Origin of the sequence: Flavobacterium columnare NBRC 100251 = ATCC 23463, from assembly GCF_002530675.1 — a bacterium.
Taxonomy (GTDB): domain Bacteria; phylum Bacteroidota; class Bacteroidia; order Flavobacteriales; family Flavobacteriaceae; genus Flavobacterium; species Flavobacterium columnare.
Window position 1 is genome coordinate 67812 of the sequence record NZ_PCMX01000002.1, and the last position, 14335, is coordinate 82146.

A 14335-nucleotide genomic window follows, 5' to 3' on the forward strand; every position below is an offset into this window, starting at 1 on the left:
ATGGCTATTACATTTATAGAAAAGGAAGAGGAATGGGAAAACGATTTATATGAACACTATAAATTTGATATTCCAAAAGGGCAAAGCTCAATGCGTGTAGACAAATACTTAATGACTAGTATAGAAAACACTACACGTAACAAAATACAGCAAGCTGCTGAAAAAGGATTTATATTAGCAAATGACATAGCTGTAAAATCCAGTTATAAAATAAAACCATTTGATGAAATAAAGGTTGTACTATCACACCCTCCTTTTGAGAATAAGATTATTCCTGAGAACATTCCTTTAGACATTATATATGAAGATGATGCTCTTATAGTCATTAACAAACCTGTAGGATTAGTTGTTCATCCTGGTCACGGAAACTATACCGGTACTTTAGCTAACGCATTGGCTTTTCATTTTGAAAACCTACCTATGAATTCAAGTAACCGACCAGGACTAGTACATAGAATTGACAAAGACACTTCTGGACTCTTAGTTGTTGCAAAAACCGAACAAGCTATGGCTCATTTAGCCAAACAGTTTGAAGAAAAAACTACAGAAAGAGAATATATAGCTATTGTTTGGGGAAATGTAGAAGAAGATTATGGAACCATAAAAGGCAATATAGCCCGTCACTCCACTGATCGTATGCAAATGGCCGTATATACTGATTCATCTATAGGAAAACACGCTGTAACACACTATAAAGTCATAGAACGGTTAAGCTACGTTACCGTTGTATCCTGTAAATTAGAAACAGGACGTACACACCAAATACGTGTTCACATGAAACATATAGGACATACCTTATTCAATGACGAACGCTATGGCGGTCATTTCATTCTAAAAGGAACTACTTTCTCTAAATACAAACAATTTGTAGAAAATTGTTTTAAAATTTTGCCTCGCCAAGCTCTTCATGCAAAAACACTGGGGTTTGAACATCCTGTTACAAAAGAATACATGCGTTTTAATACTGAATTACCAGAAGATATGGTTTTATGTATAGAAAAATGGAGACTTTATGGCAAATCTAATCATTTAGAATAACCATACCCAATATATAAAGTGTCCAAAAAGTAAAAAATAAATAGTTAATTGAGTTCTCTAAGAACAAAAGAAACATTGTACTTAATTCTTAGATCCTTTTCAATCAAAACAAGAAAACTAGAGATTCATAAAACAAATTTGATTACTTTTTGGACACCTATTCTATTTTCTCAACGATTTTACTTGCACTATTTAAAAGATATAATTCTTGCTTGTAAACCAACATTTACCTATATTCGTCTATCAAATGTTAAATCATGAATAAAAAGACGATCTTATTAGGACTTCTTTCCTCCCTATCACTAAGCTGTTCTAGTCAGAAAAAAACGACTAAATCAGACCATAATAATAAAAATTTAGTTACAACCTATCTCAATACCATAACAGAAAAAGAACTTAAAGACCACCTCTATACAATTGCTTCTGACGAAATGCAAGGAAGAAATACGGGAGAAGAAGGACAAAAAAAAGCAGGAAAATATATCATTTCAGAATATATAAAAAACAATATTCGCTTTCCAGATGAAGCTACATCTTACTACCAACCTATCCCTTCTTCTTATTTTCAAAAAGCATTTAGCCCTCGTTTGGGTGATTCTGAAAATATTTGGACGTTTATAAAAGGAACCGAAAAACCTAAAGAAATAGTAGTTGTTTCTGCTCATTATGATCACGTAGGAATGAAAAACGGTGAAATCTATAACGGGGCGGATGATGATGGCTCTGGCACCGTATCTTTACTAGAAATTGCAGAAGCTTTTCAAAAAGCAAAAAATGAAGGACATGGTCCTAAACGTTCTATATTATTTTTGCATGTAACAGGTGAAGAACATGGATTACACGGGTCTCGTTTTTATTCCGAAAATCCTCTTTTCCCTCTAAAAAATACAATTGCCAATGTTAATATTGATATGATAGGTCGTAGAGATAATTTACATAAGGATTCTAACAATTATGTTTATATAATAGGATCCGATTATTTATCATCTGATTTATATACAATTGTTGAAAATGCCAATTCTGATTTTGTAAATCTAAAATTAGATTACAAATACAATGACAAGAATGATCCAAATCGTTTCTATTATCGTTCCGATCATTATAACTTTGCAAAACACAACATCCCATCTGTTTTTTTATTCAATGGTACTCACGAGGACTATCACAAGCCAACGGATGACCCTGATAAAATTGAATATGATGCATTAGCAAAACGTGCCAAACTTGCCTTTGCCATTATATGGAATTTAGCTAATAGAAATGAAAAACCTATAGTAGATAAACTTTAAAATACAACTTTCTTTTTATTTTTAAAGTTTCATTTTGTTTCGCATACATTTTTTATAAAAAGCCCTAATGACTACTATACAATCATTAGGGCTTTTTCATCCTTGCTCTTAGTTCTTATTAATCTTGCTTTACCCCAAAGAACATTCATTCAGAAAACAAACACACTTCTCTAAATAGAACTGAAATAACAATATACGGATAGATGTAACAATGTTTTTAAAATAAAACCCAGATTACGCGTTAGACTTTGTGATGATAATGAAAAGAATAAGGATAGAAAAATACGCCTATTTTTTTTATCGCAGCCACCGTTGTACTTCATTGAAGGCAAGAAATAACGTACTTTTTTAAAATCGAAGTCTTTTTATCTGTCATAAATTCCTAATATACAATTTAGTTTTATAGTAGTACAACCTCTATTTTTTTATATAGAATAAGAATGTCCTAAAAGGTTGTAACCTTTATCCTCTGTTTGAAAAGAAAAGTTCGAACGAATTAAACAAGTGAAACACATGTAATATTGAAAATGTGCTTCCTATTTCGTCGAAGTGACAAACTAGATTTTAAGTTACTACTTTTTAGGACACCCTTTGTATCAAAAGCTTAAATAGTTTTTTTCTCTTCTAAAACTATTCGTTAATTAGTAAAATCTTGATCTTCTAATTTAGCATCTGCTATTTTGTTGTTATGCAATTTAACAGGGTTTTTAGATTTTTTCATTCTTAAGTTTAAGAATTCTACAAATAGAGAGAAGAAGATTGAGAAATATAAATATCCTTTAGGAATACTATGTACTTCTGTACCTCCAAAGAAAGCAATATGAGCAAGATGTCCTCCTTCTGCTAATAACATTACTCCTATTAGTATTAAGAATGATAACCCTAAAATTTGAATCGTTGGGTGATTATTTACAAATTTACTCACTGGTCCCGCAAATATCATCATAATAACAATTGAAATAACAATTGAAAGAATCATAATCACTAAAGCTCCTTCATATCCAAAACCCTCAGGAGCAGGTTTCATACTTACCAATCCAACAGCGGTTAAAATACTATCAAAAGAAAAAACTAAATTTAGTGCTGCAATTTGAAAAACAGCTGCTGACAAACTACTACTTGCACTTCCTTTTTCACCTTCTTCTTCGCCTTCTAATTTGTGATGTATTTCAGATACTGATTTGTATAATAAAAACAAACCTCCTCCAAATATGATAAGACTTTGCCCTGTTATTCCTGCTTGAAGCCATCCCCAATCAATGTGAAATAAAACCTCTTGTAAGCTTAAAACCCATGTAATACCAAATAGTAATACAATACGAAAAGCCATGGCTAATAACAACCCTATTCGACGCGCTTTGGGTTGCTCTTCCTCTTTTAATTTTCCGGAAACGATTGATAAAAAAACAATGTTATCAATTCCTAAAATAATTTCTAAAAATGTTAAAGTTAATAATGCTATCCAAGCATCTGGGTTAAATAAGATTTCCATTTTGTTTTTTTGAATTTACAATCATTATACGCGACTATTTTATTTTTGTTACAAAACCTTTTTGTTTTTTTGATTCTCCTACAAAACAATATTCAAAATAATAACCTTTTTGATTGGTACTCAGTATCTTTATCTGAATTGCTTTTTTTTCTTCTAAATTTTTAGGGTTTATTTTTTGCAGTATGTATTCGCAATCATTAACCCATCGTACTTTAGCTGTATCTATTTTTCCTCCAAATGTTTCTATTTGTAAAGAATCATTACGTACAAAAGTAGAAGTGTGTTTAACCCCTTCTATTTCTTCATTAAATTTAAAAGTACCTGTTTTAAAATCATTGCAATTACGTTCTACATTATAACAAGAAACAAAAACAAGTGTTAGAAGGAAAAATAAATTTTTAAACATTTTAATAGTTGTTTAAGGATTTTATAAATTATTTTCTTTTGAAAATTTGATACTATTATATTCTTTTGACTGATTTTTAGGAATAGATAAGCTGTTCCAGGTTTGTTTTTTTAGCATTTTAGCATAAAAAACAATTTGTCCGATATGGTATGGATAATGTGCTAACTGACGATTAATAGCATCTATAACGGTTTGTTCTTCATTTCGAATGTATATAATTTGACTTAAATTTTGAGGTTTTAAGTCATTAATTGCATCAAAAAAACATTTCCATCCCTTTTCCCATAACCCCAAAAGTTCTTCCTTAGTCGTTATTTTATTTTCAAATTCAGCGTCTCGATCGCGCCATTCTTTCTCTCCATCAGAAGTAAGAAAATCGGTCCAACGAGATAACATATTACCCGCTATATGTTGTAGTATTACAGCAATTGAATTGGTGTCTTCGTTAGACATTACAAATAATTGTTCTGAATTCAACTGATCTATAGCCTTCTCAGCAATAGTTTTGTAATAAAACATCTGTTTTTTTACACTTTCTAAATAAAGATTAGTGCTTTCCATCAAACAAACTTTTCATGATAGTTTGAATTCCTTTGAATATAAGATATATTGAAAAGAAACATAAAATAACTCCTAGACCTAGAACAGGAATATAAAATGGATGCCCTTGATTTTTGAATGCGCTAAAAATAACAGACGGTCCTATAAACATAAGGGGCAGAGCCATTGCTAACGTTTTTATTCCTTTTAATAAAACATCTTTATTAGTTGACATATTGATTAATGTTGTTTATATTTTAAAGATAATTTACAATTGCTTTTCTAACACTTCCATGTTCTTTTAAAAGTCTTTCAGCTTCTTGATAACTCACAGGAATTTCATTCATTATCATTCGCACCCCGCGATCAATTAGTTTTATGTTACTTAATTGCATATCAACCATTTTATTCCCTTTTATATGTCCTAATTGAATCATAGTAGAGGTTGAAATCATATTTAAAACTAACTTTTGAGCTGTCCCTGCTTTCATACGACTACTTCCTGTTACAAATTCTGGTCCTACAACTACTTCTATGGGAAATGTAGAGGTTAATGCTAAGGGACTTCCAGCGTTGCAGGTAATTCCGCCTGTTATAATTCCTTTATCATTGCATTTTTCTAACCCTCCTAAAACATAAGGTGTAGTTCCCGAAGCGGCTATACCTATAACGACATCATCTTTATTGATATCCCATGCTTCTAAATCATTCCATGCTTGTTCTCGATCATCTTCTGCAAATTCTACTGCTTTTCGGATAGCGGTGTCTCCTCCTGCTATTATTCCTATGACTCTATCAAACGGAACTCCAAACGTAGGAGGGCATTCTGAAGCATCTACAATTCCTAATCTTCCAGAAGTTCCAGCTCCTATATAAAACAATCTTCCGCCTATTTTCATCTTTTCTACAATTTGATGAACTAATGCTTCTATTTGTGGCAATGCTTTTTCTATTGCTAAAGGAACGGTTTTATCCTCATTGTTAATATTAATCAATAAGTCATGAACCGACATTTTTTCTAAATCTTGGTATTTTGATGATTGTTCTGTGGTTTTTATGAAGGTCATTTTTATACATTTAAAGTGAAAGCATCTTTTATTTACATTTTACATAAAATAAGCTAAAACAATTCCCAATATAATAGCAATTAATTTAGCTAGATTAAATTTATGTCCTTCACTACTTTCAAAAATAATAGTAGAAGAAATATGAAATAAAATACCTATAACAAATGCTGTAATTTCTTTATGAAAAGGAATCAGAAAATCCGTACTAGCTGAAATGTAGGTTCCCACAGGAGTCATTAAAGCAAAGCTTAACATAAATATAGCTATTTGAATTTTATTTAGATGGGATTGAATTAAAAAAATTGTCAAAATAATTGCAATAGGAAAGTGATGTATTGATATTCCCCATGCCACATGAGGGTGTTGACTGATTGGCATTCCTTCTAGTAGAGCATGCAAACACAGACTTACAAATAAAGCCCAAGGAATATGTGCTAAATCATTGTGTCCGTGTACATGACCGTGCTCTGCTCCTTGTGAAAAATATTCTAAGATAATCTGAAATAAAATTCCAGCCATAATAAACATTCCTATGTTGTTATGCAAATGCTCCCCTATCGCCTTATTTACACCTGTAAAAATTTGAGGAAGCAAATGAGAAACAGTCAACGCTAATAGAAAAGAACCACTAAAAGCTAATAATAATTTTAGATTCTTCTTGTTTTTAGGTTGCAAAAAAATAGCTACTATATAACCTAATACAACAGATAAAAAAGGAATTAAATATATCATTTATGTTTATTTCTGATAAATTCATTTGAAAAGCGGATTTTGAAATAAACCAATATTCAAATGAATCCATCAACTTTTATTTAAAAATCATTATTAATCGTTCCGATTCGTTTTTATAAAACTTACGCAGTTTATAATCTCCAAAAATTTCTAAAAGGTAGATTCCTGCTTCTTCCATCATAGTTTCAAAATCTTGTAATGTCAAGGCACGAACTTTTTCTGTAAAATGGTATTTTTTCCCTTTATCTTCAAAATTAATTTGTTTAAAAATATGTCCTTCTCTTAGATCCCTTTTAATATAAAAATCAATTCCATCAACTGTTTTAATCTCTTCAGGCACTAAATTATTGATCACATAATTAACATTTAAAAAATCAATAACTGCAAAACCATATTCCGTTAGGCTTTCCTTGATAGCTATTAAGGTTTTTAAATTATCACTTTCATTCTCAAAATAACCAAAACTAGTAAAAAGATTAAATACCGCATCGTATTTTTCTTCTGTACGTTCGCGCATATCATGTACCTTAAATTGTAACTTTTCATTACTAAACTGAGCTGCTTCTGCAATGCTGTTTTCTGCTAAATCTACTCCTGTAACATCATATCCTAATTGATTCAGATAAATAGAATGTCGTCCTTTTCCACACGCTAAATCTAGAATTTTAGCTTCTTCAGGTAAGTTCAAATAATGCGTCAAGTTATCCATGAATAACTGTGCTTCTTGATCATTTCGTTCTTTATAAAGAATATGATAATAAGGGGAATTAAACCAAGTTTCAAACCAATTTTCTGATTTGGCTTCTGGGGTCTGTGCTTTATGATTTGATAATTCTGACATTTATACTTATTTGCATACAAATTTAAAGTATTTTTGCATTCCAATTTCAGATTTAAAATTTGATGTTTGAAAATATTTAGGATTTGAAATTGGGAAATTAAAATTTTGACTATTGGAATTTAAAATAATTTATGGATAATAATTTTAAAATGGTTGCTAAGACACTTTTTGGTTTGGAAGAAGTGTTGGCAAAAGAACTGCAAGTTTTAGGTGCTCAAAAAGTAGAAATAGGAACTCGTATGGTGAGTTTTCTAGGCGATAAAGGATTTATGTACAAAGCTAATTTAGCATTGCGTACAGCCTTAAAAATACTAAAACCCATTCATCAATTTAGAGTTTATAACGAATCTAGTTTATATAAAGGGATTAAACAAATAGATTGGGCTCAATATTTTGGAGCCAATCAAACTTTTGTAATTGACACAACGGTAAATTCAGAATATTTTAATCATTCGCAATTTGTGGCATTAAAATGCAAAGATGCCATTGTAGATCAATTTAAAGAAAAATTAGGCCATCGTCCGAGTATTGACAAAGAACGTCCAGATATACGTATCAATGTACATATTGATAAAGAAAACTGTTCTGTTTCCTTAGATTCTTCAGGAGATTCTTTACACCATAGAGGATATAAAACAGCAACCAATATTGCGCCTATAAATGAAGTATTAGCAGCTGGAATATTATTATTATCAGGATGGGATGGTAGTTGTCATTTTATGGATCCCATGTGTGGTTCAGGCACTATTTTAGCCGAGGCTGCTATGATTGCTTGCAACATTCCTGCCAATATCAATCGCAAGGAATTTGCTTTTGAAAAATGGAATGATTGGGATAATGATTTATTTGATAAAATAATGGATTCATTGTTAAACAAAACAAAAGAATTTCATTATAAAATTATCGGTTACGATAAAGCCCCAAGTGCTGTAATGAAAGCCCGAACCAATATTACACAAGCCAATCTAGATGAATACATCATTATTCGCGAACAAAACTTTTTTGAAACTAAAAAAACATTGGAAGGCCCATTACACATGGTTTTTAATCCACCCTATGGAGAGCGTCTTGACATTCATTTAGAACGTTTTTATCGCGAAATAGGCGATACCCTAAAACAAGGATATCCAAACACCCATGCTTGGTTCATAACGGGTAATATGGACGCGTTGAAATTCGTAGGATTAAAACCTTCAAGAAAGATCAAACTATTCAATGGAAAGCTAGAAACCCGTTTAGCTAAATTTGAAATGTATGAAGGTAGTAAAAAAGGAAAATTTTTAAACACCAATAGTTAAAATTACCTTATCATTAATTCAGCCGTTATTATTTTAAAAATATAAATATTGAAAAATATAATTCTAGAATGTTTATTAAGTAGTATACAAACACTGTTTTATTTTGCATTAATAGAATTATTTTTTTCTTTATTTAACTCAACCCTTAGTTATGAACAATACACCCCTTTACATTATTAGTTTTCTTAATATTGGTTTTAATAATAAAGAAGGATGCAATTTTATTCAAAAAAGATTACACCTACACTAAAATCTAAATAAAAACTTAATCACTTTTTACGTACAAAAATTCTAAAAAAACATATAATGAACAAAAAAACAAAAACCTTTATTTATAATTTTTTATCCTTCGCTCTTTTCTTTTTTTCAGCACGTTACTTAGTTACTCAATACACCCATTTAAATGGCTGGTGGATTCCTATGACTGCTTTTGTTATTAGCACCATATTAGCACCTAAATTTCAAGCAATTACAACACGTGATGGAGAAAAAATTTTTATGAAATGGATTTTTATTAAAGGAGTTAAAACAATAGAATAACAAAAAGGGTGTTCTAAAAGTTCGCAATCTTTCATTGAATCAAAAAGAAACTCAAACGAAATCTCATAGTCCTTGATAAGATAACTTTTCTTCCCGTTGAAGCAACAAGTTAAACATTAAGTTACTGCTTTTTAAACACCCACTTCCCTTTTTCACACCTTTATAAACACAAACTCTATGTTTTTTCCTAGATTATCTACAAATCCTTGTAACTAAACGTTACCCCTTTTGGATTTACCTCTTGAGGTCGGTGGTAGCTAATGGTGGGTAGTTTTCAACTCTATTGGATTTTTTCCAAAATAAAGCGCAACGGCAGCAACGTGCCGAGCATAATTACTAAAAGTACTTTGACTTCTACCGAGTATAGAAATGCTACGCTCAAAACGGTAAATAAATTCGCTAAAGCCTTCTACCTCTCGTTTGGCTTGATTAAGGATTTTGTTTTCTCTTAAATCATCAGGATGCTTTTTTTAGACATAATAAATAATTAATACCATTTAAACTTAAAATATACTGGATTAAAAAGTAAAGTTCTCGATACGTTTTTTTTTCATTTTAAAAACAACTCGAACAGACGGTTGAGTATATAATTGAAATCATCGTTCGTTCGAGTGCGAAGCGCATCGAGAACCAATACTAATATTTGTTGCTTTTGTAGATGTACTATTTTTAAAAAGAAAATTCAAAGTTTAAATGGTATAAGCTGATATTTAAACTGAATCCAAATGATGTTTCGACCTTGATGCGTGCCGAATGAAAATTGATATTGTGATAAATCCATAACTGCGCATTTTAAATATTTAAATATTATTTTTCGCAATAAAACTATATAAAGATACATAAAATACGCATTTGACATGTCTTTTAAAAGCATTGATTTTAAAGATGTTATCTAGGAGAACCTAGTTTTCTTTGTTTTTCCTTGTAATCATCGCTGAGTTGCGTATATTTGTGTGTTGGCAGATATAATACCGTAAATGAGAAAATTTAACTTTTAGAAAAAGAGAAAATGGGATTAGAGGGATTGGAAAAATTTGCAAATATTTTGGGTGCAGATACTGTGAAAAAAATATATGAAGATGGTTTATCTGAATCTGTTCAAGAGGCAGGAAAAATTTCTACAGACATAGTTAAATCGGCAAGATTATTTACAGCCCCATTTCAATATTTAGGCGTTTATCAAGATAGACTCGCAAAATATTTGAATAAAATACGAGAAGGTGTACCCGAAGAAAGACAAATTGAAGCTCCAACTTCGTTAAGCGGTCCAATAATGGACAGACTTAAATACTTGGAAGAGAATAACTATTTAACTGATTTATATATTTCATTACTTCAAAGAGCAATTGATAGAGATAGAATAAACGAAGCTCATCCCGCATTTTTTCACATTATTGAACAACTTTCTCCAGACGAAGCTTTCCTCCTATTTAAAATTGCAGAAGAACCTATTGATTATGAATATACAATGGATTTAATTAAAGATGAAAATGGTAAAAGTCATTTTGAAAATGAAAAAGTACTAAAAGATACTTCACCAAAAGACAAAATGATTTTTATAGAACATTTTGATATGTATGTTTCGCATCTTGAATCTTTAAATTTACTAAAATGGACAATACTTTCAGAAGAGGCAATTTGGGAAGAGGATGAAATTCAAAACAATAAAAAGCAAAATGGAATTTACACAAAGACACGAATATATTTGACGAAATTTGGAACTTTATTTGTTAAAGCTTGTATTCCGAAAGATAAAATATTCGTGCTAAAATAAATTACATCTGCCAACACACGCTACAAGCAATTTGGGTATTAGGCTTAATTTGAAATTGGTTTTGTATTTGGAAGATTTGGCAAATCCGAATAATGGGCTTAATTTAGTCCCAAACTGCTTGTAGCGCGGGGACGTTGTGAGCTATTGTAAAACAGAGAAAACTATGAAAATTAATTTGGATACATTAACTGACGAAGATTTAATCAATTTTGTTTACTGTGAATTAGCCGGTAAAAAAATTCAAGAAAATATATCTGATTTTACAGATTTGAAAAAATGGCGAAAAGTTGTAAATGAAATGGACGAACCTGTGGCTACAGTTTATCGGATTGGAATACTGAATCTCGAATTACAGAACGGCGGACTAATCCAATATTTTGATAACTCTTATGGGATTTTTGCTTATGAAACTCTTGAAGATTTTAAAAGAATTGGAGCCAATTACAGTTATAAAATATTGGAAACTTGTTTAAAATATATCAATCCTAAAAATTATTCACTAAATAGATTTATAGAATTAGTTGCAGAAAGAGAATATTATAATTATGATGATTCTTTTGAAATAAAACTTAATGAATTAGATGATGAATATTGCGACTTAGATGAAAAAGAAGATTTAGCAAAATTATTAGTTGATTATGTAAGACTCCAAATTGAAACGTAAAACAACAGCTCACAACAGCCGTTACACGAGATTTGGGTATTTGACTGAATTTGAAGATGGTTTTGTACTTGGGAAATTTGTGTTTAGCCGAAAAACCTCGCATCTTTAATCCCAAACCTCATGTAGCGCCAGAACGTTATAGGCAATAGCACACGAAAAACGACAATAATTTAACCTCAATATGTTCGAATTTATTAACAAGTTGATTGATTTCATTGGAATAGGTAATACGATTTCAATCACCACTTTTCTTATAAGTGTTTTTATTGCATATTATCTTTATTTTAGAACATTCTACAGAATGGTTTATTCAACTCATACGATTTGTAAAACACGTACAAGTTTTAGTAATTGGTTTGATAGTGAACGTGAACTTAATACACGAATATTAATTTATAACAATGGACGTAAAACATTATCAAAAAAGCAAATTAATAAATTAGAAATAACTTCTTCAGACCTTAAAGAAATTTTTATAGTTAAAGGAATTGACGAGCTTAATACAAGTATTGATGGAAATATTGTCAAAATCAACTTTGAGAATCTAGATTCGTCAGAATTTATCGTTTTAGAAGTAATTCACAAAGGAACTATAAATGTTGAAGGTAGAATTGACGAAACTGGTAAAATCCTTCATACAGAACCTAGAAACTGGGTTATAGTTAATGGAATAATTATAATAACCTTAACTGCTAGCTTGTTTTATAATATGTATACTTTACTCGAAAAAGACTTGTTGTTATGTATTGTAAACTTCATTTTTACAACTGGTATTTTTATTATTCTTCGATTCATTCATAGTTTGTTATTTATTCCAGACAGTGTATCTGCTAAATATCTAGATGCTAAAGATAAATTAGAAAATGAATTTCAGAATTGTTAAAGCTACAGCCTATAACAGCGGTTTTGTGCCATTGCTGGGCTTGGGCTTCCTTTGGAAAGGACGGAGTTTTTTCCAATTCGGGTTTTGTACTTGGAAACTTTTGTGCTAAATTTACGCAACGGCAACAAAGCCGGCGGGACGTTAGCTGTAATATTAGAATTGACGACGACAAAATGAGAAATAATAATTTAAATAACAAAAGTGGAATTATTTAATGAAATCAATGAAATAATTTTATTTCAAACTTGGCTAGGAGCTTTATGCACACATTTATTATCATTATATAGTGAAGATTTTAATGGCACAATTCCTTTTATAAAGAAGTTAATACCAAATAAATCAGAAGCATTCTATTTTAGAATTGATTTTGTCATATTACCTGTAATCGGTGCATTATTAGCATATGTTTTATTAGAACCTTCATCTCTAAAATCTTCAATTTTTGCTGGAATAAGTTGGAGTGGAACATTAATTGCAATATTGAGAAAAAATAATAACCAATTTGAAGCTTCCGAAAATGAATAATATAAATTACATATACATTATACCATTAATAGCTACATTATTAGTTTCTATTTACATATTTATTACTGCTAAAAATACAACTCATAATAAGAAGTCTAAATACCTAAATATAATATTAGTGATTTCTATACTATCAAGTGCATTACTTGTGAATTTTTATTATGATAAAGAATTTGAAAAGCAAAGTACAATGCTACGGGAAATATTAAATACTAATCTTAACTTAAACTTAAAGACAGATTTAGATAGTTTAGATGTAAACAAATTAGAATCTCTAAAATCTAATTCTCATACTTTAATTGATAGTATCAATTTGCAGAATATAGAATTAGAAAAGCTAAAAAAAGAAATTGAAAATCTTGAAAAAATTATCGGAGAAAAAGAAGAATTAAAAAATGACATTAACAAAAAAATAAAAATAAATAATTTTGAAATAGGCGAAATAAAAAGCTATAATCAAAAATTAGACGAAAAAATTCTATACAAAAGAAAAGGTTACATGTCTTCAGGACAATCATCTAATTTTATTTTTGAATGTCCAAAAGATTATGAATCAGATATTTTAGAACTTAAACTAAAGTTTATTGATGAAAGTTTAGTTGACAAAATAGAATATATAACTATCTCCTTTTCAGAAAAAACAGGAGAAAGGAATTATGTAAGTATTAGTAATGAAGTCTTTAAACCTCAAAAAGATGTTAATGCTTTCAAAGTAAAGAATCATTTCAAGAATAATAAAGGAAAAAAAATAGATTTAGAAGTTGGATATACTCTTAAATCAGAAGCAAACAAAGAATATCCAGAATTTGAAAGAATTGTTTGTAAAAATTATTAAATACTACAGCTAACACACGTTTTGCGAGATTGCGAATTTTGTGGTAAATTCACGTTTATCTTTCGCAAGAAATTTAGTAGTAACCGAAAATACTCGGTTACGAAGCTCGCAACCTCGCAAAGCGTGGAAACGTCAGGCTGTGAAAAAACCTCTTTTTTGAATACAATTCATCCCACCAAACTGACATAACTTTATTTTAAACAATGCTATTTTTGAACTTATTTTGAGGTGTTTCAAAAAATATAAAGCCTATAAACAGGTTTAAATAAGTCGTTTTTATCAAAAACAAATCCTTTGTCTTATAAGGTGAGTTCCAAGCTTTGATTTTTGCTATTAAATCAAGGACTCCAAGGATATTTATGGTACGCTTGATGTTGTACACTAGCATAATCAAGCTATGTTCTCCGTTTA

The 14335-nt window shown here is 30.0% G+C and carries 16 protein-coding genes; 9 read left to right on the plus strand and 7 right to left on the minus strand.

The window, feature by feature from the left end; all coding sequences use genetic code 11:
• Window positions 1-1038: an RluA family pseudouridine synthase gene (locus B0A78_RS00395; RefSeq protein ID WP_014165479.1), complete on the plus strand. Its 1038-nt coding sequence runs from the start codon at window positions 1-3 to the stop codon at window positions 1036-1038.
• Window positions 1039-1295: 257 nt separating this feature from the next.
• Window positions 1296-2327: a M28 family metallopeptidase gene (locus B0A78_RS00400; protein WP_097609282.1), complete on the plus strand. Its 1032-nt coding sequence runs from the start codon at window positions 1296-1298 to the stop codon at window positions 2325-2327.
• A gap of 637 nt (window positions 2328-2964) precedes the next feature.
• Here B0A78_RS00400 and B0A78_RS00405 read toward each other — a convergent pair.
• The 7 genes from B0A78_RS00405 to B0A78_RS00435 all read right to left on the minus strand — a co-directional run bounded on the left by B0A78_RS00405 (window position 2965) and on the right by B0A78_RS00435 (window position 7405).
• Window positions 2965-3819: a TerC family protein gene (locus B0A78_RS00405; RefSeq protein WP_014165481.1), complete on the minus strand. Its 855-nt coding sequence runs from the start codon at window positions 3817-3819 to the stop codon at window positions 2965-2967.
• A 34-nt stretch (window positions 3820-3853) separates the two neighbouring features.
• Complete coding sequence (locus B0A78_RS00410) at window positions 3854-4225, minus strand: hypothetical protein (protein WP_014165482.1); 372 nt, start codon at window positions 4223-4225, stop codon at window positions 3854-3856.
• A 21-nt stretch (window positions 4226-4246) separates the two neighbouring features.
• A complete protein-coding gene (locus B0A78_RS00415) occupies window positions 4247-4786 on the minus strand; it encodes a DUF1572 family protein (RefSeq protein WP_014165483.1) in 540 nt (179 codons plus the stop codon).
• Entirely contained in the window at window positions 4773-5000 is a 228-nt protein-coding gene (locus tag B0A78_RS00420; protein ID WP_014165484.1) for a DUF6095 family protein, read from the minus strand. The genes B0A78_RS00415 and B0A78_RS00420 overlap by 14 nt, the downstream gene beginning before the upstream one ends.
• Window positions 5001-5022: 22 nt before the next feature.
• On the minus strand, window positions 5023-5832 hold the full coding sequence (murQ, locus tag B0A78_RS00425; RefSeq protein WP_063744036.1) for an N-acetylmuramic acid 6-phosphate etherase: 810 nt from the start codon (window positions 5830-5832) through the stop codon (window positions 5023-5025).
• Between the two features lie 39 nt (window positions 5833-5871).
• The gene (locus B0A78_RS00430; protein ID WP_014165486.1) at window positions 5872-6564 is read right to left on the minus strand and encodes a hypothetical protein; all 693 of its coding nucleotides are present in this window, start codon (window positions 6562-6564) and stop codon (window positions 5872-5874) included.
• 76 nt (window positions 6565-6640) lie between these two features.
• Window positions 6641-7405, minus strand: a complete 765-nt coding sequence (locus tag B0A78_RS00435) for a class I SAM-dependent methyltransferase (protein WP_014165487.1) — start codon at window positions 7403-7405, stop codon at window positions 6641-6643.
• A 131-nt stretch (window positions 7406-7536) separates the two neighbouring features.
• Here B0A78_RS00435 and B0A78_RS00440 point away from each other — a divergent pair, with 131 nt between their 5' ends.
• From B0A78_RS00440 to B0A78_RS00475, 7 genes are all read left to right on the plus strand, one after another.
• Window positions 7537-8703: a THUMP domain-containing class I SAM-dependent RNA methyltransferase gene (locus B0A78_RS00440; RefSeq protein ID WP_231138888.1), complete on the plus strand. Its 1167-nt coding sequence runs from the start codon at window positions 7537-7539 to the stop codon at window positions 8701-8703.
• Window positions 8704-9009: 306 nt separating this feature from the next.
• A complete protein-coding gene (locus B0A78_RS00445; RefSeq protein WP_014165489.1) occupies window positions 9010-9243 on the plus strand; it encodes a hypothetical protein in 234 nt (77 codons plus the stop codon).
• A gap of 1009 nt (window positions 9244-10252) precedes the next feature.
• On the plus strand, window positions 10253-11017 hold the full coding sequence (locus B0A78_RS00455; RefSeq protein WP_097609283.1) for an Abi-alpha family protein: 765 nt from the start codon (window positions 10253-10255) through the stop codon (window positions 11015-11017).
• 163 nt (window positions 11018-11180) lie between these two features.
• Window positions 11181-11681, plus strand: a complete 501-nt coding sequence (locus tag B0A78_RS00460) for a DMP19 family protein (RefSeq protein ID WP_097609284.1) — start codon at window positions 11181-11183, stop codon at window positions 11679-11681.
• Window positions 11682-11862: 181 nt separating this feature from the next.
• On the plus strand, window positions 11863-12564 hold the full coding sequence (locus B0A78_RS00465) for a hypothetical protein (protein WP_123906719.1): 702 nt from the start codon (window positions 11863-11865) through the stop codon (window positions 12562-12564).
• Window positions 12565-12765: 201 nt separating this feature from the next.
• A complete protein-coding gene (locus B0A78_RS00470) occupies window positions 12766-13089 on the plus strand; it encodes a hypothetical protein (RefSeq protein ID WP_097609285.1) in 324 nt (107 codons plus the stop codon).
• Window positions 13082-13924: a hypothetical protein gene (locus tag B0A78_RS00475; protein ID WP_097609286.1), complete on the plus strand. Its 843-nt coding sequence runs from the start codon at window positions 13082-13084 to the stop codon at window positions 13922-13924. Before B0A78_RS00470 ends, B0A78_RS00475 begins: the two co-directional genes overlap by 8 nt.
• Window positions 13925-14335 lie beyond the last annotated feature (411 nt).